Here is a 19,351-nt window from a genome sequence, read left to right on the forward strand (position 1 = left end):
GTGCTCGGCTCACGCATACCGTCCTGCCTACTACAGCATGCAGTAAGTTGAGTCTATTCCACTCAACCTCAGGATTGGGCACCGCCCCGAACAGATCTACGTCTCTTACGAGTGAACCGGCCCGATGATCCCCCCGCCACCGCTGGCCGCGGGCGACGCTATCCGTCACCGACAAGGGGAGCAGCATGGCGACGACGACTCACGCGCCGATGACGGGCGGGCCTGCCCTCCTGGACTACTTCCTGGCCCTGGACATCTCCGAAGGATTCCGGGCCCAGTTCATCGGGGGCGAGATCGTCGTGTCACCCGTGCCCGACGGAGACCATGAGGACTGCCTCAGCACCCTCGACCAGCAGGTGCGGTGCCAGTCCACGACCGACATGGCCGGGTCCGGAACAAGGGGCTGAAGGTGCCCGGCGAAGGCTCGCACCCCAGCGACCACGTCATCCCCGACGCCACCTTCGCCCCACGTGACCGGCGTCTGTTCAGGGGCGCACCCTCCTGGATGCCCAGCGACGGCGTCGCCATGGTCGCCGAGGTGACCGCCGGCCAGCCCGACCGCGACCGTGTCGCCAAGCGCCGCTCCTACGCCCGCGCCGGCATCCCGCTCTACCTGCTCGTAGACCGCGAGAAGGCCACGACCGTCCTCTTCAGCGAGCCCGAGGACGGCGACTACGCCGAGACCCACCTGGTCCCGTTCGGCAAGCCCGTCCCCCTCCCCGCGCCGTTCTCCTTCGAACTGGACACGTCCGACTTCCTCTGACGTGCATCCGCATACCCTTCCCTCCATGGCCCACGACCTCCGCGACCCCGCCCCCGAGTACCTCGATTTCTGGCGGGAACGCCATGTCTGCACCCTCACCACGCCCCGCCCGCACGGCGGGCCGCACGTGGTGCCCGTGTGCGTGACGTACGACCACGAGGCGGGGATGGCCCGGATCATCACGCGCGGGGGCAGCGCCAAGGCCGCCAATGTGCGGGCGGCGGGCCCGGACGGGGCCATGGTCGCGGTGTGTCAGTTCGAGGGGAAGCGGTGGGCGACGCTGGAGGGGGTGGCGGTGGTGCGTACGGAGGCCGAGCGGGTCGCGGACGCCGTCGCCCGGCACAGCGAGCGGTACGGCCGTACGCCCGCGCCCAACCCCGAGCGGGTCGTCATCGAGATCACCGTGACCAGGGCGCTGGGGCGGGTCTGAGCCCACCCGCGCGTACGACGAAGGGGCCGGGGAGATTCTCCTCGGCCCCTTCGTCATCGGCACGTCACTCCGGGCGCTTCGGCCGCCAGACCACGAGCGCGCTGGTCTGCTGCACGTCCTGGTACGGGACCAGGTCGCGCCGGTACGAGGCGTGCACCTGCGCCTCGCGCTGCCGCATCGCCGCCGCCGCGCCGTCCACCGCCTGCGAGAGCTCGGCGACGCGCGCCTGGAGCGCGGCCACCTGGTTCTCCAGCTCGATGATCCGCTTGATCCCGGCGAGATTGATGCCCTCGTCCTGGCTGAGCTGCTGCACCGTGCGCAGCAGCTCGATGTCGCGCGCCGAGTAGCGCCGCCCTCGGCCGGGCGTACGGTCCGGGGAGACCAGGCCGAGCCGGTCGTACTGGCGGAGCGTCTGCGGATGGAGACCGGACAGCTGCGCCGCCACCGAGATCACGTACACCGGCGACTCTTCGGTCAACTGATAAGGATTCGACATAGGAGTGCGCCGGCTGCGCCCGCCTCGGCCGTCCATCTCAAGCTCCCTTCGCGGCCTGGAACAGCTCTGCCCGCGGGTCCTCGCCCGCGGTCGCCTCGCGATAGGACTCCAGCGTGTCCCGCGCCTTGTCGTCAAGGTGCCGGGGCACGGTGACCTCCACGGTGACCAGCAGGTCGCCGCGGGAGCCGTCCTTGCGCACCGCGCCCTTGCCGCGGGCGCGCATCGTACGGCCGTTGGGCGTGCCCGCCGGGATCTTCAGGGTGACCGCCGGGCCCCCCAGGGTGGGGACCTTCACCTCGCCGCCGAGCGCCGCCTCCGGGAAGGTGACGGGCACGGTGACGGTGAGGTTGTCGCCCTTGCGTCCGAAGACGGGGTGCGTGTCGACGTGCACGACCACGTACAGATCGCCGTTGGGACCGCCGCGCTCGCCCGGCGCGCCCTTGCCGCGCAGCCGGATGCGCTGCCCGTCCGAGACGCCCGCGGGGATGCGGACCTGCATGGTGCGCGACGACGTGGCGCGGCCGCTGCCCTTGCAGACGTCGCAGGGGTTCTCGGGGATCAGCCCGCGGCCCTTGCAGTCCGGGCACGGGTCGGTGAGCGAGAAGCCGCCGCCGGTGCCGCGGGAGACCTGGCCGGTGCCCACGCACGTCGGGCAGACGCGCGGGGTGCCGTTCTTGTCGCCCGTACCGGCGCACGCCTTGCACGCCGCCGACGACGACATCCGCAGCGGGACCGTGGCCCCGTCGACCGCCTCGGTGAAACTGAGCGTCACCTCGGACTCGATGTCCTGGCCGCGGCGCGGCTGGGTGCGGGTGCCCGTACCGGCGCCGCGGTTGAAGAGGCCGCCGAACACGTCTCCGAGGCCGCCGCCGAAGCCGCCGGCTCCGCCGCCGCTCTGCGGCCCGCCCTGGGCGCCTCCGAAGAGGTCGCCCAGGTCGAAGTTGAACGTTCCGCCACCGCCCTGGCCGCCGGGGCCGGGCCGGAAGCCGCCGTTGCCGAAGAGGGTGCGCGCCTCGTCGTACTCCTTGCGGCGCTTGGGGTCCGCCAGGACGTCGTTCGCCTCGGAGATCTCCTTGAAGCGGTCCTCCGCCTTGGCGTCGCCCTTGTTGGCGTCCGGGTGGAACTCGCGGGCGAGCTTCCGGTACGCCTTCTTGATCTCCGCTTCGGTGGCGTCCTTCGGGACGCCGAGGACCTTGTAGTAGTCCTTCTCGACGAAGTCCTTCGTGCTCATCCCCGACGTCCCTCCTCCCGGCCGCTGCCTTCTTGCCGCACGTCAGCCCTCTTTCGGGCCACCGCTCTCCTCATCAGCACCGTCCGCGTCGGCCGCACCCTCATCGGACTTGGCCTGCGCGCCGGGCTGCGGCTCGGCGACCGCGACCCGGGCCGGACGGATCGTACGCTCTCCGATCCGGTACCCGGGCTGGAGGATCGACACGCACGTGGTCTCGGTGACATCGGGCGCGTAACTGTGCATCAGGGCCTCGTGCACCAGCGGGTCGAAGGGCTCGCCCTCCTTGCCGAACTGCTGGAGACCCATCTTGGCCGCCACCGTCTCCAGCGACTCCGCGACGGACTTGAAGCCGCCGACGAGCTCGCCGTGTTCACGGGCCCGGCCGATGTCGTCGAGCACGGGAAGGAGCTCGCCCAGGAGGTTCGCCGTGGCGATCTCCTTGACGGCGGCCCGGTCCCGCTCCACGCGGCGACGGTAGTTCTGGTACTCCGCCTGCAGCCGCTGGAGGTCCGAGGTGCGCTCGTTGAGCGCCGTACGGGCCTGGTCCAGCTGTGCGGTCAGAGCGATGTCCTGCTGTGCGTCCCCGGCCGGGGCCGCCGGGTCCGCCTTCTCGGCGGACCCGGCGCCCTGCGCCGCATCGTCAGGGGCTGCGGCGTCGGAGGGGACGTCGGGCTTCTCCTCGAAGCCCGGGGTCTCCTCCGTCACGCCGCACCGTCCTTCTTGGGCTTCTCGTCGTCGACGATCTCGGCGTCGACGACGTCCTCGTCGGCGGACTTGGCCTGCTCGCCGCCGGGGGCAGCGCCCTCGGCGCCCGCACCGGCCGCGCCGGCGCCGTCCTGGGCGCCCGCGTACATGGCCTGGCCCAGCTTCTGGCTGACCGCGGCGACCTTCTCGGTCGACTCGCGGATCGCGGCCGAGTCCTCGCCCTTGAGCTTCTCCTTCAGGTCGGCCACGGCGGTCTCGACCTCGGTCTTGACGTCGCCCGGGACCTTGTCCTCGTTGTCCTTGAGGAACTTCTCCGTCTGGTAGACGAGCTGCTCGCCCTGGTTGCGGGACTCGGCGGCCTCGCGGCGCTTGTGGTCCTCCTCCGCGTACTGCTCGGCCTCCTGGCGCATGCGGTCGACCTCGTCCTTCGGCAGCGAGGAGCCACCGGTGACGGTCATCCGCTGCTCCTTGCCCGTGCCGAGGTCCTTCGCGGCCACGTGCATGATGCCGTTGGCGTCGATGTCGAAGGTGACCTCGACCTGCGGGACGCCGCGGGGGGCCGGCGGCAGACCGGTCAGCTCGAACATCCCGAGCTTCTTGTTGTACGCCGCGATCTCGCGCTCGCCCTGGTAGACCTGGATCTGCACGGACGGCTGGTTGTCCTCGGCCGTCGTGAAGATCTCGGACCGCTTGGTCGGGATCGTGGTGTTGCGCTCGATGAGCTTGGTCATGATGCCGCCCTTGGTCTCGATGCCCAGCGACAGCGGGGTGACATCGAGCAGCAGGACGTCCTTGACCTCGCCCTTGAGGACACCGGCCTGGAGGGCCGCGCCGATGGCGACGACCTCGTCCGGGTTGACGCCCTTGTTGGCGTCCTGGCCGCCGGTCAGCTCCTTGACGAGCTCCGCGACGGCGGGCATCCGGGTCGAGCCGCCGACGAGGACGACGTGGTCGATCTCGGACAGCGAGATGCCGGCGTCCTTGATGACGTTGTGGAACGGCGTCTTGCAGCGCTCCAGCAGGTCCGCGGTCAGCTGCTGGAACTGCGAGCGCGTGAGCTTCTCGTCCAGGTGCAGCGGGCCCTCGGCGGACGCCGTGATGTACGGGAGGTTGATCGTCGTCTCGGTGGACGAGGACAGCTCGATCTTCGCCTTCTCAGCGGCCTCGCGGAGGCGCTGGAGGGCCATCTTGTCCTTGGCCAGGTCGACGCCGTGACCGTTCTGGAACTGCTTGACCAGGTAGTCCACGACGCGCTGGTCCCAGTCGTCGCCACCGAGGTGGTTGTCGCCGTTGGTGGCCTTGACCTCCACCACACCGTCGCCGATCTCAAGGAGCGAGACGTCGAAGGTGCCGCCGCCGAGGTCGAAGACCAGAATGGTCTGGTCGTCCTTCTCCAGCCCGTAGGCGAGGGCGGCCGCGGTCGGCTCGTTGACAATACGCAGGACGTTGAGACCCGCGATCTCGCCGGCCTCCTTGGTGGCCTGGCGCTCGGAGTCGTTGAAGTACGCCGGGACGGTGATGACCGCGTCGACGACCTTCTCGCCGAGGTACGCCTCGGCGTCGCGCTTCAACTTCTGCAGGATGAAGGCGCTCATCTGCTGCGGGTTGAAGTCCTTGCCGTCGATGTTGATCTTCCAGTCGGTGCCCATGTGGCGCTTGACCGACCGGATGGTCCTGTCGACGTTGGTGACAGCCTGGCGCTTGGCGACCTCGCCGACGAGCACCTCGCCGTTCTTGGCGAAGGCGACGACGGACGGCGTGGTCCTGGCGCCCTCGGCGTTGGTGATGACGGTGGGCTCACCGCCTTCGAGAACACTGACGACGGAGTTCGTCGTACCCAGGTCGATGCCGACCGCACGTGCCATTTCGATCCTCCAGCTGACTTGAGTGGAACAGGCTCAAGAGTGCAACACCGATTCAAACCTGTCAACAGACCTGAGTCTGACGCACTCAACTTTTATACGGGCCTTATAGTCAGCGAGGGTGCCAGCGGGCCCCAAGTGCCCTTCGGGCGCCGGATGGAGGGTCACACGGAGGGCCGGGTGGAGGACCGGGAAGACGCAGGAGCAGCCACAGGAAGGGTCCACTGGGCGACACAGATCACCGGCCGGGCGGCTTCATGGTGCCGCTGATACTGGGTAACCTCAGCGCAGACCCAAAAAGTTACTGCTTAGTAATCCCGGTGGTCACCGGCAGTCCCCGGTGCTCCCCAGTAGTCCCCGCTATCCAGTAGTCCCCGCTCTCGCAGGCCCGAGGAGCCATCCCATGCAACTCGCCGCGATCATCGTGTCGCTGGTCCTCATCGTGGTGGGCGTCGCGCTGTTCGGCCGTGCCATCGCGCAGATCTACCGCTTCGTGAGGCTCGGCCAACCCGTACCCGCCGGCTCCCGGACCGACGACCCCAAGCAGCGCACCATCACCGTGGCCAAGGAATTCCTCGGCCACACCCGCATGAACCGCTGGGGCGTCGTCGGCGTGGCGCACTGGTTCGTGGCCGTGGGCTTCTTCTCGCTGCTCCTGACGATCGTCAACGCCATCGGCCAGCTCTTCAAGGCGGACTGGATCCTCCCGGTCATCGGCGACTGGGCCCCGTACAACGTCTTCGTCGAGTTCCTCGGCCTGATGACGACGCTCGGCATCCTGACCCTGATCGTCATCCGGCAGCTCAGCCGCCCCGGCGACGCGGGCCGCAAGTCCCGCTTCGCGGGCTCCAACTTCGGCCAGGCGTACTTCGTCGAGGCCGTCATCCTCATCGTCGGCGTCTGCATCCTGACGCTGCACGCCCTGGAGGGCGCCCAGCACCACGTGGACGGCTACGAAGCCTCGTTCTTCGCCACGTACCCGCTGGTCGCCGCCTTCAAGGGGATGAGCCTCGGGGCGCTGCAGAACCTCACCTACCTCTTCGCGATGATCAAGATCGCGACGTCCTTCATCTGGATGATCACGGTCGCGCTCAAGACCGACATGGGCGTGGCCTGGCACCGCTTCCTCGCCTTCCCCAACATCTGGTTCAAGCGCGAGGCGGACGGCGACGTCGCGCTCGGCGCGCTCCAGCCGATGGTCAGCGACGGCGTGCCGATCGACTTCGAGGACCCGGACGAGAACGCCCAGTTCGGCGTCTCGCAGATCGAGCACTTCTCCTGGAAGGGCATCCTCGACTTCTCCACCTGCACCGAGTGCGGCCGCTGCCAGTCGCAGTGCCCCGCCTGGAACACCGGCAAGCCGCTCTCCCCCAAGCTCCTGGTCATGGCGCTCCGCGACCACGCCCACGCCAAGGCCCCGTACCTGCTCGCGGGCGGCGGCAAGGACGAGGAGGGCAACGAGAAGGCGACCGCGGAACAGCTCGCGGACGTGCCCGCGGCGGCCCTCGCCGAGGCCGAACGCCCCCTGATCGGCACGCTGGAGGAGAACGGCGTCATCGACCCCGACGTCCTGTGGTCCTGCACCACGTGCGGGGCGTGCGTGGAGCAGTGCCCGGTCGACATCGAGCACATCGACCACATCGTCGACATGCGCCGCTACCAGGTGATGATCGAGAGCTCCTTCCCGTCCGAGGCGGGCACGATGCTCAAGAACCTGGAGAAGAAGGGCAACCCCTGGGGGCTCGCCAAGAAGCAGCGGCTGGCGTGGACCAAGGAGGTCGATTTCGACATCCCGGTCGTCGGCAAGGACGTCGAGGACCTCACCGAGGTCGATTACCTCTACTGGGTCGGCTGCGCGGGCGCCCTGGAGGACCGCGCCAAGAAGACGACGAAGGCGTTCGCCGAACTGCTCAACATCGCGGGCGTCAAGTTCGCCATCATGGGCGGCGACGAGGCGTGCACCGGCGACTCGGCGCGCCGGCTGGGCAACGAGTTCCTCTTCCAGCAGCTCGGTCAGCAGAACGTGGAAATGCTGAACATGGCCTTCGGCGAGGACGCCGAGGAAGGCGTGAAGGTCGAGAAGTCCAAGAAGAAGATCGTCGCGACCTGCCCGCACTGCTTCAACACGATCGCCAACGAGTACCCGCAGCTCGGCGGCGAGTACGAGGTCATCCACCACACCCAGCTGCTCCAGCACCTCGTGGACGAGGGCAAGCTCGTCCCGGTGACGCCGGTCGAGGGCCTGATCACGTACCACGACCCGTGCTACCTCGGCCGCCACAACAAGGTCTACACGCCGCCGCGCGAGATCATCGCCAAGGTGCCGGGCCTGCGCAACGAGGAGATGCACCGCCACAAGGAGCGCGGCTTCTGCTGCGGCGCGGGCGGCGCGCGCATGTGGATGGAAGAGCGCATCGGCAAGCGCGTCAACAACGAGCGCGTGGACGAGGCCCTCTCCCTCAACCCGGACATCGTCTCCACCGCCTGCCCCTTCTGCCTCGTCATGCTGACCGACTCGGTCAACGGCAAGAAGAACGACGGCAAGGCCAAGGAGTCCATCCAGGTCGTGGACGTCGCCCAACTGCTGCTGGAGTCGGTCAAGACCCCGGCGGACCCGGCGGACGAACCGGAGAAGACGGACGAGCCGGAGCCGGCGCCGGTGAAGTGACGTAAGTGACATAACGGAGCACGCGGGCGGTACGTGCGTACGTACGCCTCGACGGCCGGTCCTCGCACATGGCGGGGACCGGCCGTTGTCGTAGGCGGGTGCGACGATGTGCACGCACTGAGCCCACGCCCGACGGACGGAGTTCGGATCGTGAACTACGCCTACGCCAAGGCGCGCGCCGCCGCCGACGAACTCCTTCAGCACGCTCCCGATGCCGTACGGGGCATGGAGATCAGAGGCAGCCACCTGATCCTGATGATGCCCCGATCGGGCACCCATGAGCTGACGGCCTGGAAGCTGCGGCGCCAGCTGGACCAGCAGGTCGCGGACGGCCTGGCGGCCCATACGGGCGGAGGTGTGGAAGACGCCTCGCTCGGCATCCTGTGCAGCCCGGATCTCATCGTCCTTCCGGTGGCCGCGATGGACACGCCGGGCGGCTTCCGCCCTCGGGACCTGCTGCTGGCCGGGGAGATCGTCGCTCCTTCCGCGCACATCGACGAGTACGCGTGGAAGACGCGCGGCTACGGGGCCATGGGCGTCCCTCTGTACGTGGTGGTCGATCCGCGCGAGGGGACCGTCGCGGTCATGTCCGACCCGGGCGTCGGCGGCGACGGCCGGCACCGCTACCGGGCCCGCCACGACTACGCGTTCGGGGACAAGGCGGCTGTCGGGCCGTGGACGATCGATACGTCGGAACTGCCGCTGTACGGCCCCCGGCACGCCTCTTGACTTAAACCTTGGTTCAACTTTTAGCGTGGTCGTAACAGCTCATCGCGAACGAGCGCGAGACGCGCTCGGGTTGCTCCCGAGCCGACCGTGAAGGTGAAGCCTCATGACGACGCCCGTAGCCCCCGTAGCCGCCCCTTCGCCCGCCGACCCGGACGCAACGGACGAGGTTCTCGCCTCGCAGCCGATCGGGTACTGGAGCGGGGTCGCGCACCAAGCGGTCATCAAGCACCTCCGTGACGCGATGGCGCGACAGGGGATCACTCAGCCGCAGTGGTGGATCCTCAACCAGGTGGACAGCAGCCCGAACGGCCAGACGCGCGAGGAGCTGGCCGACCGGCTCGCGAGCGTCGCCGACGGTCCGTACGAGATCTCGCGCTCGGTGGATCTGCTCCTCCACCAGGAGTGGCTGGCCGCCGGCGAGGACGGCCGCTTCCGGCTCACCGACGCGGGCCGCGCCGCCAAGGCCCGTATCAAGCAGCTCGTCATAGACCTCCGCGCCGAGATGCACGACGGCATCAGCGACGAGGAGTACGTGGCCGCCCTCAAGGTCCTCCGCCGCATGATCCGCAATATGGGTGGTGTGGACGCGCTGCGTTGACGGGGCGCGCCCGGCGGGCTGTGGTCGCCGGGCGCGTCGTCTGCGGCGAGCTCTCAGGACGACCTCTCAGAGCGATGTCTCAGGGCGATATCTCAGGCAGCAGTGCAGTGTTTCTGCGCGTCCACGCGCACCTTGCGCCCGGTGAACTCCTCCACGATGGCGATGTTCTCCGGCGCGTAATTCGTCGCCGTGATCTTGTCGGCGTCCTTGCTGCCCAGCTTGCCGGTGTAGGGCGCGGACTTGTCCAGCCAGTAGGCCGTCCGCAGGAACTGCGTCAGGACCAGGTCGCGCAGCTTGGGCTCGGCCTTGATCTTGGCCCAGTAGTCGGGGTGCCGGTCCTTGGCGACGCGCAAGTAGAGCAGCAGGTAGCGCAGGTTGGTGGCGGCGATGTCGCGGGCGTTACTGGCGCCGACCCCCTTGATGTACTCCTGGAGCACCGTCACCGCGGGCAGCCCCGTCAGCCCGGCGTTCTGCTCCGCCAGCACCCCCTGGAGCAGGTACGAACCCTGCGTGCTGTCCCGCAGGTAGATGTCGTCCATGGAGGCGGAGAGCCTGTCCTTGATCAGCGGCAGGATCTCCTTGCGGGGGAAGCCGCCGTGCACCGGCACCGTCAGCGCCTGCTGTCCGCCGTTGATCCACGCCGCGATGCTGACGTCCCACTTGGTCCGGGACGGGTCGAGGTCCCACATGTGGGTCTCCTCGTGGATCGCCACCATCATCGACTCGGCGAACCCCTCGAAGCTCCGCTTGTTCACGAACTGGTCCCAGTACTTGTCCTTCGCCTGCGCGACCGCCAGCGCCTCCCCGCTGGGCCAGCGCCGCTTGTACACGGCCTGGAGAGTCCGCATCCAGTTCGAGGAGTTGAAGGCCGCCTTCAGGTCGCCGACGTCGGCGTTCGGCTGCGACGGTTCGCCGTAGCAGTAGGGCTCGGCGGAACCGGAACCGGAAGCGGGCGCGGGACCGGCCGACGCGGTTCCGGACACGGCCGCGGTGCCCGACCCGAGGGCCAGGACAAGACAGACGGTCAGCAGGCGGGGGGAGTGTCTACGGCTCACGAGGACCTCGTCTCGTAGCAACGCGTGGGGATGCGACCGGGCCGGGCGCCGCACCGCCCGCGGCCCATCGCCCACCGAACCTACTGCCCCGCACGCCCCACGCCCACTGCCATCACCCCATAGCATTCGGGCATCGCATAAACGGGCATCGCATCCGCGCATTGCATCCGGCGTCAGGTGGGCGGAGTCGACGGGCGTGTTCGACGGGCGTGTTCGACGCGGTCCCGCGTATGCCGGCCACGAACCAGGTGTGCTCGACTGCCAGTTCGTCCATGGGTACGAGCACGATGCCGACGGAGTCCGGCGTGCCCTCGGCCTCCGGCCGGACGACCCCGAGGACCGCCCATGCTCATCAACCCTCTGGCCGACGACGAACTGGGCCAACTGCACAACGCCCTGACCACGACCGCACCGAACCGACCACCCCGTCACCCGTCCCCCTCTACACCTCCGCCACAGCCTCCAACGGGCTGAGGGCAGCGGCCCGCCGGGCGGGCAGGGCGGACGCGACCGCGCCGACGGCGAGGGAGAGCAGGACCACGAGGGCGAGGGTGCCCCAGGGGAGGGCGAAGGAGTACTGCGGGATCGCGCCGTTGGCCAGCCCGCTGACCTTCCACGCCCCGAACAGCCCGCCGGCCAGCCCGAGCAGGGTGCCGAAGGCGGCGACGCAGACGGCCTCCAGGCGGATCATGCGCCGGACGCCGGAGCGGTCCATGCCGATGGCGCGCAGGACCCCGATCTCGCGGGTGCGCTCGGAGACCGACATGGCGAGGGTGTTGACCATGCCGAGCGCGGAGATCAGTACGCCGATGGCGAGCAGCCCGAACACCATGGTCATCAGTTCGCCGGCGACCCCGGCCTGCTCCCGGACGAGCTGGGCACGGCTTTGGACCTTCAGCAGCGGGCTGCCGCCCACGGCCGCGCGCAGGCGCTTCTCCAGGTCCTTGGAGACCGCGCCGTCGGCGGTGCGGACCAGGACGCGCTGCACGGAGTCGCGCAGGTAGCCGTGTTTCTGCACGTCGGCGCGGTAGCCGAGGACGTCCTCGGCGGTGGGGTTGTCCTGGTAGACGCCGACGACGGTGTAGAGCTCGTCCCGGTCGCCGGTTCCGGGACCGATGCTCGCCTTGACCTGCCGGCCGGTGGTGACGTGGTGGTCGCGGGCGAAGCTGCGGGAGACGGCGAGCTTGCCGGGTCCGAGGTCCTTGGCGGAGCCGCTCAGGTAGTGGAGCCCCATCACGTCGTCCACGGTCTTCGGGTCGACCCCGGAGACGCTCTTGACGTGGGGCCCGGCGGCGATGGTGGAGTCGGCCACGGCGGAGGCGGTCCGTACGCCGGGCACGTCGGCGACCCGCCGGACGGCGGCGGAGTCGACGGCGGTGGTGGTGGAGCGGGTGCTGATGACGTAGTCCGCGCTCAGTCCGGCGGCGGCCTGGGCGTCCAGGGCCTCGCTCGTGGACTGGTTCACGACGGCGAGGCCGGAGACCAGCGCCGTACTGATCATCAGGGCGACGGCGGTGGCGGCGGTACGGCGCGGATCGCGCAGCGTGTTCTCGCGGGCGAGATCGCCCACGGCGCCGAAGCGGGTGAGGAGCCGGCCGAAGACGCGGATCACCGGGCCGGCGAGCAGCGGGGCCAGCACGATCAGACCGGCCACGAGGATGCCGCAACCGAACATCGCGGTTTGCAGGTTGGCATCGGTGGCGCTCGTCGCGCCGCTCAGTGAGAACAGCAGCCCCACGCCCACGACGGCCAGGACCAGGCCGACCGCGCCGCGGACACGGGCGGCCACGGCGGACGGCGGCTGTTCGGCCGTACGCATCGCCTCGACGGGCGCGATCCGCGCCGCGCGGCGCGACGGCAGCCAGGCGGCGAGCACGGTGACGCCGACGCCCACGGCGAGCGAGGCGAGGACCGCGGTCGGGCCGATCACCAACGGCCCGCTGGGCAGCGGCTCGCCGGACGTCTCCAGTACGTGCGGCAGCACCGTGGCCACGCCCAGGCCCAGTACGAACCCGAGTACGGACGCGGCGACCCCGACCAGGGCCGCCTCGGCGAGGACCGAGCGGACCACCTGGCGGCGGGTGGCGCCGATCGCCCGCAGCAGTGCGATCTCGCGACCGCGGCGCGCCACGAGCATGGTGAAGGTGTTGACGATGAGGAACGTGCCGATGAACAGCGAGACGGCGGCGAAGAGCAGCGGAAGGCGCTCGTAGCTCTTCGTCTTGGTCCCGATGAAGAGGGACTGCTGGTCGGCCAGGCCGGCAGCGGTGGTGGCCTCGGCGCGGCCGGCCGGCAGCACGGCGGCGACCCGTTCGGACAGTTGGAACTGGTCGGTGCCCGGCGTGGCGGTCAGGTCCATCCCGCTGTAGCGCCCCGGCGCGGTGAACAGCTTCTGGGCGGTGGCCATGTCGAACAGCGCCAGGGTGGTGCCCCCGGCGTTCACCTTGCCGTCCTTGGTGGACACCAGCCCCACCAGGCGCGGCTTGAGGACCGGCCCGTCCACGGCGAGCGTGACGGTGTCGCCGAGGGAGTAGCCGCCGGCCGCCGCGGTCCCTCGGTCCAGCGCGACCTCCCCCCTGTCGCGCGGAGCGCGGCCCGCCGTCAACGGGTAGCGGCTGTCCTCGCCGTCCGGGCCCGGTACGTAGGCGGCCCCGGACCCGCCCGCCGGGCTGTCGCCGTGCATCGGCGTGCCGTCCTTGGCGGCCAGGGTGGCCGAACCGTCCGCCTCCGGGCGGACGGAGGCGACGCCGGGAACGGCGGACAGCTTCCGCGCCAGAGCGTCGTCCATAGCTCCGTACTCCTCGCCGACGGCGTCGCCCGGACGGAATTTCGGGATCACGCTCACGGCGATGTCCGCGTAGTTCTTGGACATGGAGGCGCGGTAGGCGGCGGTGGTGGAGTCGGCGAAGACCAGAGATCCGGAGATGAACGCGACACCGAGGCAGACCGCGAGCACGGTCATGATCAGACGGGCCTTGTGCGCGAGAACGTTGCGCAGGGCTGTTCGCAGCATGGTGGGCTTTCGATGTATGGGGAGACGCGCGGGAAGGCGTACGGGGAGTCGTACGAGGGGTCGTACGAGGATGGGGCGGGGAAGCGGCGTACGGGGGGGAGGAACGGCCGTACGGTCAGCGGGCGCGGTGGCCCTGGGCCTCGAACGCGAGCATCCGGTCGAGCACGGCGTCGGCGGTCGGCTCGTACAGCTCGTCCACCAGCCGGCCGTCGGCGAGGAAGACCACCCGGTCGGCGTGCGCGGCGGCGACCGGGTCGTGGGTCACCATCACCACCGTCTGCCCCAGTTCCCGCACCGAATCGCCCAGGAAGCCCAACACCTCGGCGCCGGAACGGGAGTCGAGGTTGCCGGTCGGCTCGTCGGCGAACACGATCTCCGGACGGGACACCAGCGCGCGGGCGACGGCGACGCGCTGCTGCTGGCCGCCGGAGAGCTGGGCCGGGCGGTGCGCGAGGCGTCCGGCGAGCCCCACGGTGGCGACGACGGTGTCCAGCCAGGCCGCGTCGGGCCGCCGGCCGGCGAGGCGCAGCGGGAGCGTCATGTTCTCCAGCGCGGTCAGGGTGGGCAGCAGGTTGAACCCCTGGAAGACGAAGCCGACCTTCTCCCGCCGCAGCTCGGTGAGTTGACGGTCGTTCAGCGAGGCCAGTTCCACATCGCCGATCCGGGCCGAACCCGAGGTCGCCGGGTCGAGGCCCGCCATGCAGTGCATCAGCGTCGATTTACCGGACCCGGACGGCCCCATGACCGCGGTGAACCGCGCCCGCGCGAACTCCACGGACACCGAGTCCAACGCGGTGACCTGGGTCTCGCCCTTCCCGTACGTCTTGGTCAGATCGGTGGCGCGGGCGGCCGATCCGGTGCCGTGGGCACCGGGAGAACCGGGAGAACCAGGAGCACCGGAAGCTCCGCGGGAAACGAACATCTGCGACATGAGGACTCCGCCTGGGGGCCTGGGGACGGCGGCCCGCGGCCGACGCGCGGGCTGGGGGGACGTACCCAGCCTCACGCCTCCAACCTGCGGAAAAGTCGTTCCGCAGGCGGTAGTTGAGCTCTGCCGAAGAGGAGAGTACGAGCCGCCCGCCCCTGCCTTTCGGCAGACCTCCGCCGACCCGTTCTCTGCCGTTGGTCGGGCCCGCGGCACTGCCGGGAGAGTGCCGGCCGAACGCGCCCCACACGCGCTCACGCCGCATAGTGCCGAACAGCCGGAGACCAGGGGACGGGATTGTCAGGGACACAGCCCGGCACGGTGCGCGAGGAGGGCCGCCTGCACCCGGCTCGTCGATCCGGTCTTCTCCAGGATCGCGCCCACGTGCGTCTTCACGGTCCCGATGCCGATGGCCAGCCGTTCCGCGACGTCCTGGTTGGACAGCCCCTCGCCGAGCATCGCCAGCACCTCCCGCTCGCGCCCGGTGAGCCGCGCGATCCGTTCGTCCCGCGCGGCCGGGTCGTCGGCGCGCGACGCGCCGCCGCGCAGCATCCGGGCGATCACCGACCCGGTGACCCCGGGCGAAAGCACCGCGTCGCCGGCCGCCGCGGCGCGGACCGCGCTGATCAGTTCCTGCGGCCCCTCGTCCTTGAGCAGGAACCCCGCGGCGCCGTCCCGCAGCGCCCGCAGCACGTTCTCCTCGTCGCCGAAGGTCGTCAGCATCACCACACGCGGCGCCGGGTCGAGCGCGAGCAGCGGCCGGATCGCGGCGAGCCCGTCGCAACCGGGCATCCGGATGTCCACCAGGGCGACGTCCGGGCGGTGCGCGGCGGCCTCCTCGACCGCCCGGTGCCCGTCGGCGGCCTCGGCGACCACGTCGATGCCGTCGGCGTGCCGCAGGATCAGCCGCACCCCGTGCCGGATCATCGCCTCGTCGTCGGCGAGCAGGACACGGATCGGTTGTACGGGCTCGGTCATCCGGACGGGCTCGGTCATCCGAACAGGTTCCGTCATCCGGACAGGCTCGGTCACGGGGTCTCCCAGGGCGAGGCGTCCCGTACGGACGGGACGGTGAAGCGGTCGATGGAGATGAGATGCGACGAGGCGTCGAAGCAGTACCGGGTGACGGCGAACTCGCCGGGCCGGGGGTCACGGCCGGCGGGCGGGTAGACGCAGCCCGCCGTACCGCTGGGTCGCGGCGGTTCGTGCCCGGTGGCCGCGGCGCGTTCGGCCGCGCTGTCGAAGACCCCCTTCAGCTCCTGGTACGACATCCCGAGGCGCGGCTTCGGAGGCGGGGTCAAATGCCTCGGCTGGCCGTACACCAAGGCGATCGCGAGCGCCATCAGCACCCACAGCCCCGCCGTCCCGAGGCCGAACGTCAGCACCCTGGCGGTGCGCGGCCCGCGCGACAGCGCCGCGGCGTCGTCGCTCGCGGCCGACACGGAAGCCCTCGCGCCGCCGCCCCCGAACTGGTTCCCGGCGGCTGCGTCGTCCGGTTCCGCCGGGATGGCCGCGATCACCTGGAACCCGCCGGACGGCAGCGCGTCGGCCTCGAAGGTGCCGCCGAGCAGTTCGACCCGCTCACGCAGGCCGGTCAGCCCGCGCCCCGTACCGGCCTCGGACGGTGCGCCGGACGGAGCGGGCGGCGCCCCATTGCGGACCGTCACCCGCACCGTCCGGTCGTCGTGCTCGACCCGCACGGCGACATGGGCGGCCGTCGCGTACCGATGTACGTTCGTCAGCGCCTCCCGCACCACCCGGTGCACCGCGCGCCGCACCCGCGCCGGGCATCCGTCGAGGTCAAGGCCGCTCCACTCCAGCCGTACGCCGATCCCGCCGTCCCGGGACTCCGCTACCAGCGCCTCGACGTCCGCCCGGGTGCCGGTCGCGTCGGTGAGCGCGTCCGGGCCCGTGTCCCGCCCGAGCGGGCCGAGCACCCCGAGCGCCTGCCGCAGTTCGCCCATCGCGTCCCGAGTGGCCCGCCGGACGAGCACGGCCTCCTCGCGCAGCTCCGGCGCGGCCCGGTCGAGGGCGAGTTCCAGGCCGCCGGCGTGCAGCGAGACGAGGCTGAGCCGGTGGCCCACCAGATCGTGCATCTCGGCGGCGATCCGGGCCCGCTCCTGGGTACGGGCCTCACTGTCCGCGAACCGGCGCGCCCGCTCGGCCTCGTCACCGCGTTCGCGCAGCGCCCGCAACAACCGCGCCTGCTGCCCGTACACCGTTCCGACCAGCCCCGGCACCACCACGGCCGTCGCCGCCAGCACCACCCCGAGCTCCAGCCCGTAGACGGCCGTCCCCGCACCGACCGAAGAGCCGGTCGCCAGCCCCGACGCCATGACCAGCAAGCTCGCGCCCCCGAGCCGCCGGGTCCGGTGGCGCGGCCGAACCGTGCCGAGCGCCACCGTGTACGCCGTCGCCGCCAGCACCGGACCGACCACGGGCGCCGCCCCGGCAAGAACGGCGAGCACGGCTAGTACGGCATCGGCCCCGCGCCGCCGCAACGGAAAGAGCCCCACCGCGACCCCGACCGCACCCACCTGAAACCAGACGTGCGGCAGATTCCACAGCCCCCGCGCAACCGCCAACAGCCACAACGCGGCAACCGCCACCCCGACCGTCTCCGCCACGCCCCGCCCCACGGCCCCCGGCGGAGGACGGACGGAACGGCGGAAACGGCTGGTAAGGGGCACGCCACCCAGTATCGAACGCTACGGGCACGCAAACATGGACCTCAGGACCGATCCGCCCCTCTGCCTTTCGGCAGAGCCGACCGTCCCTATGCGCGGTGGCCCGCCTGGCCTGCCTGGCCCGCCTTTACGGCCCGCAGCAGCGCGCGGAGGGCGGCCGGGGTGGCGGCGATGACGTCGCTGGGGGCGTCACTCTCACGGAGCCACACCATGCCGTCGACGGCAGCCAGTTCAAGGCAGTTGTCCCCGTCGTCGCCGCCCGAGAAGGAGGACTTCTGCCATTTCGCGGCCCTTGCCATTTCCTCGCTCCTCACAGCTCAGCCACCTCAGGCGAGGCGGCCTGACTCGCCGGCCTTTACGGTCCGCAGAAGCGCGCGAAGCGCAGCCGGAGTGACGGCAATGACGTCGCCGGGGGCGTCACTCTCACGGAGCCACACCATTTCTTCGACGCTGGCCAATTCAAGGCAGTTCGCCCCCTCACCCCCGCCCGAAAAAGAAGACTTCTGCCACCCGATGGTCCTGGTCATCTGCCTACCTCTCACAGTTCGTTCACCATTTGCCGCAGGAAGTCCCGCGACTCCTCAACTCCGAGCGAAGCCGCCTCAACCTTGCGAAAGAGACTGCCGAACCTCGCGACCTGCGATCGCGCGTCCAGGAAGCCCCCACCAAGGGGTGCGTCGAGTTGCACAGTATCGAGCTGCGGAACGGGGCCGCCCGCATGAAGCATGGAGCAGTTGGCCCCAGCGAAGCCGTCGACGCTAAAAGGAATCACGCGTACGGTGACGTTCTCCCACTCGGACATTTGAAGGACCAACTCGATCTGAGCACGGGCGACCTTGCTGTCCACCACTTTGAAACGCAGCGCCGCTTCGTGGATCACAGACCTGTATTCGGTGGGGGCATCCCCTGAAAGCACAACACGCCGATGCATCCTGTGCGCGACACGAGAATCGATCTCACCCTGCGGCATCGGAGGCACCAAGTACCCGAAGACCGCCCGCGCATACTCCTCAGTTTGCATCAGGCCAGGAATGTTGACGATGTCTATCGTGCGCAGGAATCGTGCATGGTGTTCCAGTTCGGCCAGATCGAGAAACCCCGACGACATGGCCCCCCGGTACTCCTCCCACCACCCGCGCCCACGCTCCATTGCCATGGCGACCAGCGCGTCGACCAGATCACTATCGGCACAGGCGTAGTTCGACGCGAGCCGACGCAAGCGCTCTTCGCTGATCCCCGCCCGCCCCGACTCCATCTGACTCATCTGGATCGGGTTGGTCCCCAGCAGCCCCGCGGCTTCGCGCGCGGTCATGCCTGCCGCCTCACGCAGCTTTCGCAGTTCCGTGCCCAGCCGCTCCTGACGTGCGGTGGGTTGTCTCCTCGGCGGCATGCGTTCCCTTCTCCGTAGCTGGACAAAGTCTGCCGCGCTTGCGGCACTTGGGTCCATTCACACCTACGAAGGAACCACGAGTCTTAAGCTTGCGACGGGAGAACCTTAGGCCCTACTGTACGTAACGCGCTACCCGCACAGTGCTCACCGATAAGCCGGAAGCGCACCGTGCCCGCGCGTCCAGCGCGGGTCGCGACAACGCCACCGCACGGCGCACACCCCCCACGGCACGGAGGCCCGTATGACGAACTCCGCTCACTCAGAAGAGACTTGGGACTACACCCTCTACGTCCCGCACGACACCCGCGCAGCGGCCATCGCCCGTGTGACCCTGCGGGCGGTGCTCACCCTCCACGACCTCCCCGATCTCATCGACCGGGCCGAACTGCTCGCGACCGAACTGCTGTCCAACGCGCTCCGCCATACGGACGGGCCGGCATCGATGCGCCTGTGGTGGTCGCACGGAAAACTTCGCATCGGGGTCTGGGACACGAACCCGACGCCTCCCCACCTCCGAGAGGCAGCAGAGACGGCGGAGGCGACACAGGCAACCGACGAGGAAACGGGGCGTGGGCTTCAGCTCGTGACGCTCTGCTCGGACGACTGGGGCTGGTACGGGCTCGGGGAGGAGTTCTTCGGGTTCAAGGGCAAGTACGTATGGTGCGATCTGACGGGTGAGGGACCGCTGGCCACCACCGTGCCGAGGTACCTGACCAGCGCTTGAACCCCCAGTTTTCCCTTAGGGGATGTCACAGCTCGGCAGCAATGCCGGGCTGTCCGCCCAGGCCCGGCACCGTGG

At 70.0% G+C, this 19,351-nt stretch carries 17 protein-coding genes and 1 pseudogene; 6 read left to right on the forward strand and 12 right to left on the reverse strand.

The window, feature by feature from the left end:
• The first annotated feature begins 185 nt into the window (after positions 1 to 185).
• Together AB0I22_RS00235 and AB0I22_RS00240 are read left to right on the forward strand one after the other, a co-directional pair.
• Positions 186 to 763 (forward strand): annotated as a pseudogene (locus AB0I22_RS00235) (Uma2 family endonuclease).
• A 25-nt stretch (positions 764 to 788) separates the two neighbouring features.
• Positions 789 to 1,193, forward strand: coding sequence for a TIGR03618 family F420-dependent PPOX class oxidoreductase (locus AB0I22_RS00240; RefSeq protein ID WP_363128321.1), 405 nt, complete (start codon positions 789 to 791; stop codon positions 1,191 to 1,193).
• A gap of 64 nt (positions 1,194 to 1,257) precedes the next feature.
• Here the strand turns inward: AB0I22_RS00240 and AB0I22_RS00245 are convergent, their stop codons facing one another.
• From AB0I22_RS00245 to dnaK, 4 genes are read right to left on the reverse strand one after another with little or no spacing between them, the layout of a single operon-like run.
• Positions 1,258 to 1,725 (reverse strand): helix-turn-helix domain-containing protein, encoded by a 468-nt coding sequence (locus AB0I22_RS00245; RefSeq protein ID WP_363128322.1) that lies wholly within the window; start codon positions 1,723 to 1,725, stop codon positions 1,258 to 1,260.
• 1 nt (position 1,726) lies between these two features.
• Complete coding sequence (gene dnaJ, locus AB0I22_RS00250) at positions 1,727 to 2,920, reverse strand: molecular chaperone DnaJ (RefSeq protein ID WP_363128323.1); 1,194 nt, start codon at positions 2,918 to 2,920, stop codon at positions 1,727 to 1,729.
• 42 nt (positions 2,921 to 2,962) lie between these two features.
• Entirely contained in the window at positions 2,963 to 3,625 is a 663-nt protein-coding gene (grpE, locus tag AB0I22_RS00255) for a nucleotide exchange factor GrpE (protein ID WP_363128324.1), read from the reverse strand.
• Complete coding sequence (gene dnaK, locus AB0I22_RS00260; protein WP_363128325.1) at positions 3,622 to 5,490, reverse strand: molecular chaperone DnaK; 1,869 nt, start codon at positions 5,488 to 5,490, stop codon at positions 3,622 to 3,624. The genes grpE and dnaK overlap by 4 nt, the downstream gene beginning before the upstream one ends.
• 400 nt (positions 5,491 to 5,890) lie before the next feature.
• Between dnaK and AB0I22_RS00265 the strand changes: the two genes are divergently transcribed.
• The 3 genes from AB0I22_RS00265 (at position 5,891) to AB0I22_RS00275 (ending at position 9,482) form a co-directional block, all read left to right on the forward strand.
• Positions 5,891 to 8,155, forward strand: a complete 2,265-nt coding sequence (locus AB0I22_RS00265) for a (Fe-S)-binding protein (RefSeq protein WP_363128326.1) — start codon at positions 5,891 to 5,893, stop codon at positions 8,153 to 8,155.
• A gap of 150 nt (positions 8,156 to 8,305) precedes the next feature.
• Entirely contained in the window at positions 8,306 to 8,884 is a 579-nt protein-coding gene (locus AB0I22_RS00270; protein ID WP_363128327.1) for a Uma2 family endonuclease, read from the forward strand.
• A gap of 103 nt (positions 8,885 to 8,987) precedes the next feature.
• A complete protein-coding gene (locus AB0I22_RS00275) occupies positions 8,988 to 9,482 on the forward strand; it encodes a MarR family winged helix-turn-helix transcriptional regulator (RefSeq protein WP_363128328.1) in 495 nt (164 codons plus the stop codon).
• Between the two features lie 92 nt (positions 9,483 to 9,574).
• Here the strand turns inward: AB0I22_RS00275 and AB0I22_RS00280 are convergent, their stop codons facing one another.
• The 8 genes from AB0I22_RS00280 to AB0I22_RS00315 all read right to left on the reverse strand — a co-directional run bounded on the left by AB0I22_RS00280 (position 9,575) and on the right by AB0I22_RS00315 (position 18,609).
• The gene (locus AB0I22_RS00280; RefSeq protein ID WP_363128329.1) at positions 9,575 to 10,537 is read right to left on the reverse strand and encodes a hypothetical protein; all 963 of its coding nucleotides are present in this window, start codon (positions 10,535 to 10,537) and stop codon (positions 9,575 to 9,577) included.
• A gap of 442 nt (positions 10,538 to 10,979) precedes the next feature.
• Positions 10,980 to 13,550, reverse strand: a complete 2,571-nt coding sequence (locus AB0I22_RS00285; RefSeq protein WP_363128330.1) for an FtsX-like permease family protein — start codon at positions 13,548 to 13,550, stop codon at positions 10,980 to 10,982.
• A gap of 115 nt (positions 13,551 to 13,665) precedes the next feature.
• Complete coding sequence (locus AB0I22_RS00290; protein WP_363128331.1) at positions 13,666 to 14,481, reverse strand: ABC transporter ATP-binding protein; 816 nt, start codon at positions 14,479 to 14,481, stop codon at positions 13,666 to 13,668.
• A gap of 294 nt (positions 14,482 to 14,775) precedes the next feature.
• A complete protein-coding gene (locus AB0I22_RS00295) occupies positions 14,776 to 15,453 on the reverse strand; it encodes a response regulator transcription factor (RefSeq protein ID WP_363128691.1) in 678 nt (225 codons plus the stop codon).
• 50 nt (positions 15,454 to 15,503) lie between these two features.
• Entirely contained in the window at positions 15,504 to 16,943 is a 1,440-nt protein-coding gene (locus AB0I22_RS00300) for a histidine kinase (RefSeq protein ID WP_363128332.1), read from the reverse strand.
• 308 nt (positions 16,944 to 17,251) lie between these two features.
• On the reverse strand, positions 17,252 to 17,461 hold the full coding sequence (locus AB0I22_RS00305) for a DUF397 domain-containing protein (protein WP_363128333.1): 210 nt from the start codon (positions 17,459 to 17,461) through the stop codon (positions 17,252 to 17,254).
• A 27-nt stretch (positions 17,462 to 17,488) separates the two neighbouring features.
• Positions 17,489 to 17,689, reverse strand: a complete 201-nt coding sequence (locus tag AB0I22_RS00310) for a DUF397 domain-containing protein (RefSeq protein ID WP_363128334.1) — start codon at positions 17,687 to 17,689, stop codon at positions 17,489 to 17,491.
• Positions 17,690 to 17,700: 11 nt separating this feature from the next.
• Positions 17,701 to 18,609, reverse strand: coding sequence for a helix-turn-helix transcriptional regulator (locus AB0I22_RS00315; protein ID WP_363128335.1), 909 nt, complete (start codon positions 18,607 to 18,609; stop codon positions 17,701 to 17,703).
• Positions 18,610 to 18,793: 184 nt separating this feature from the next.
• On the opposite strand from AB0I22_RS00315, the gene AB0I22_RS00320 reads away from it, so the two are divergent.
• Entirely contained in the window at positions 18,794 to 19,276 is a 483-nt protein-coding gene (locus tag AB0I22_RS00320) for an ATP-binding protein (RefSeq protein WP_363128336.1), read from the forward strand.
• Positions 19,277 to 19,351: the final 75 nt, after the last annotated feature.

The organism is Streptomyces sp. NPDC050610, from assembly GCF_040654875.1.
Taxonomy (GTDB): domain Bacteria; phylum Actinomycetota; class Actinomycetes; order Streptomycetales; family Streptomycetaceae; genus Streptomyces.

Bases quoted from the DNA above. Each gene is read 5' to 3' on its own strand.
- AB0I22_RS00240 (WP_363128321.1), top strand. From the start codon at position 789: ATGGCCCACGACCTCCGCGACCCCGCCCCCGAGTACCTCGATTTCTGG.
- AB0I22_RS00245 (WP_363128322.1), bottom strand. From the start codon at position 1,725: ATGGACGGCCGAGGCGGGCGCAGCCGGCGCACTCCTATGTCGAATCCT.
- dnaJ (WP_363128323.1), bottom strand. From the start codon at position 2,920: ATGAGCACGAAGGACTTCGTCGAGAAGGACTACTACAAGGTCCTCGGC.
- dnaK (WP_363128325.1), bottom strand. From the start codon at position 5,490: ATGGCACGTGCGGTCGGCATCGACCTGGGTACGACGAACTCCGTCGTC.
- AB0I22_RS00265 (WP_363128326.1), top strand. From the start codon at position 5,891: ATGCAACTCGCCGCGATCATCGTGTCGCTGGTCCTCATCGTGGTGGGC.
- AB0I22_RS00275 (WP_363128328.1), top strand. From the start codon at position 8,988: ATGACGACGCCCGTAGCCCCCGTAGCCGCCCCTTCGCCCGCCGACCCG.
- AB0I22_RS00285 (WP_363128330.1), bottom strand. From the start codon at position 13,550: ATGCTGCGAACAGCCCTGCGCAACGTTCTCGCGCACAAGGCCCGTCTG.
- AB0I22_RS00290 (WP_363128331.1), bottom strand. From the start codon at position 14,481: ATGTCGCAGATGTTCGTTTCCCGCGGAGCTTCCGGTGCTCCTGGTTCT.
- AB0I22_RS00295 (WP_363128691.1), bottom strand. From the start codon at position 15,453: ATGACCGAGCCCGTACAACCGATCCGTGTCCTGCTCGCCGACGACGAG.
- AB0I22_RS00305 (WP_363128333.1), bottom strand. From the start codon at position 17,461: ATGGCAAGGGCCGCGAAATGGCAGAAGTCCTCCTTCTCGGGCGGCGAC.
- AB0I22_RS00310 (WP_363128334.1), bottom strand. From the start codon at position 17,689: ATGACCAGGACCATCGGGTGGCAGAAGTCTTCTTTTTCGGGCGGGGGT.
- AB0I22_RS00315 (WP_363128335.1), bottom strand. From the start codon at position 18,609: ATGGACCCAAGTGCCGCAAGCGCGGCAGACTTTGTCCAGCTACGGAGA.
- AB0I22_RS00320 (WP_363128336.1), top strand. From the start codon at position 18,794: ATGACGAACTCCGCTCACTCAGAAGAGACTTGGGACTACACCCTCTAC.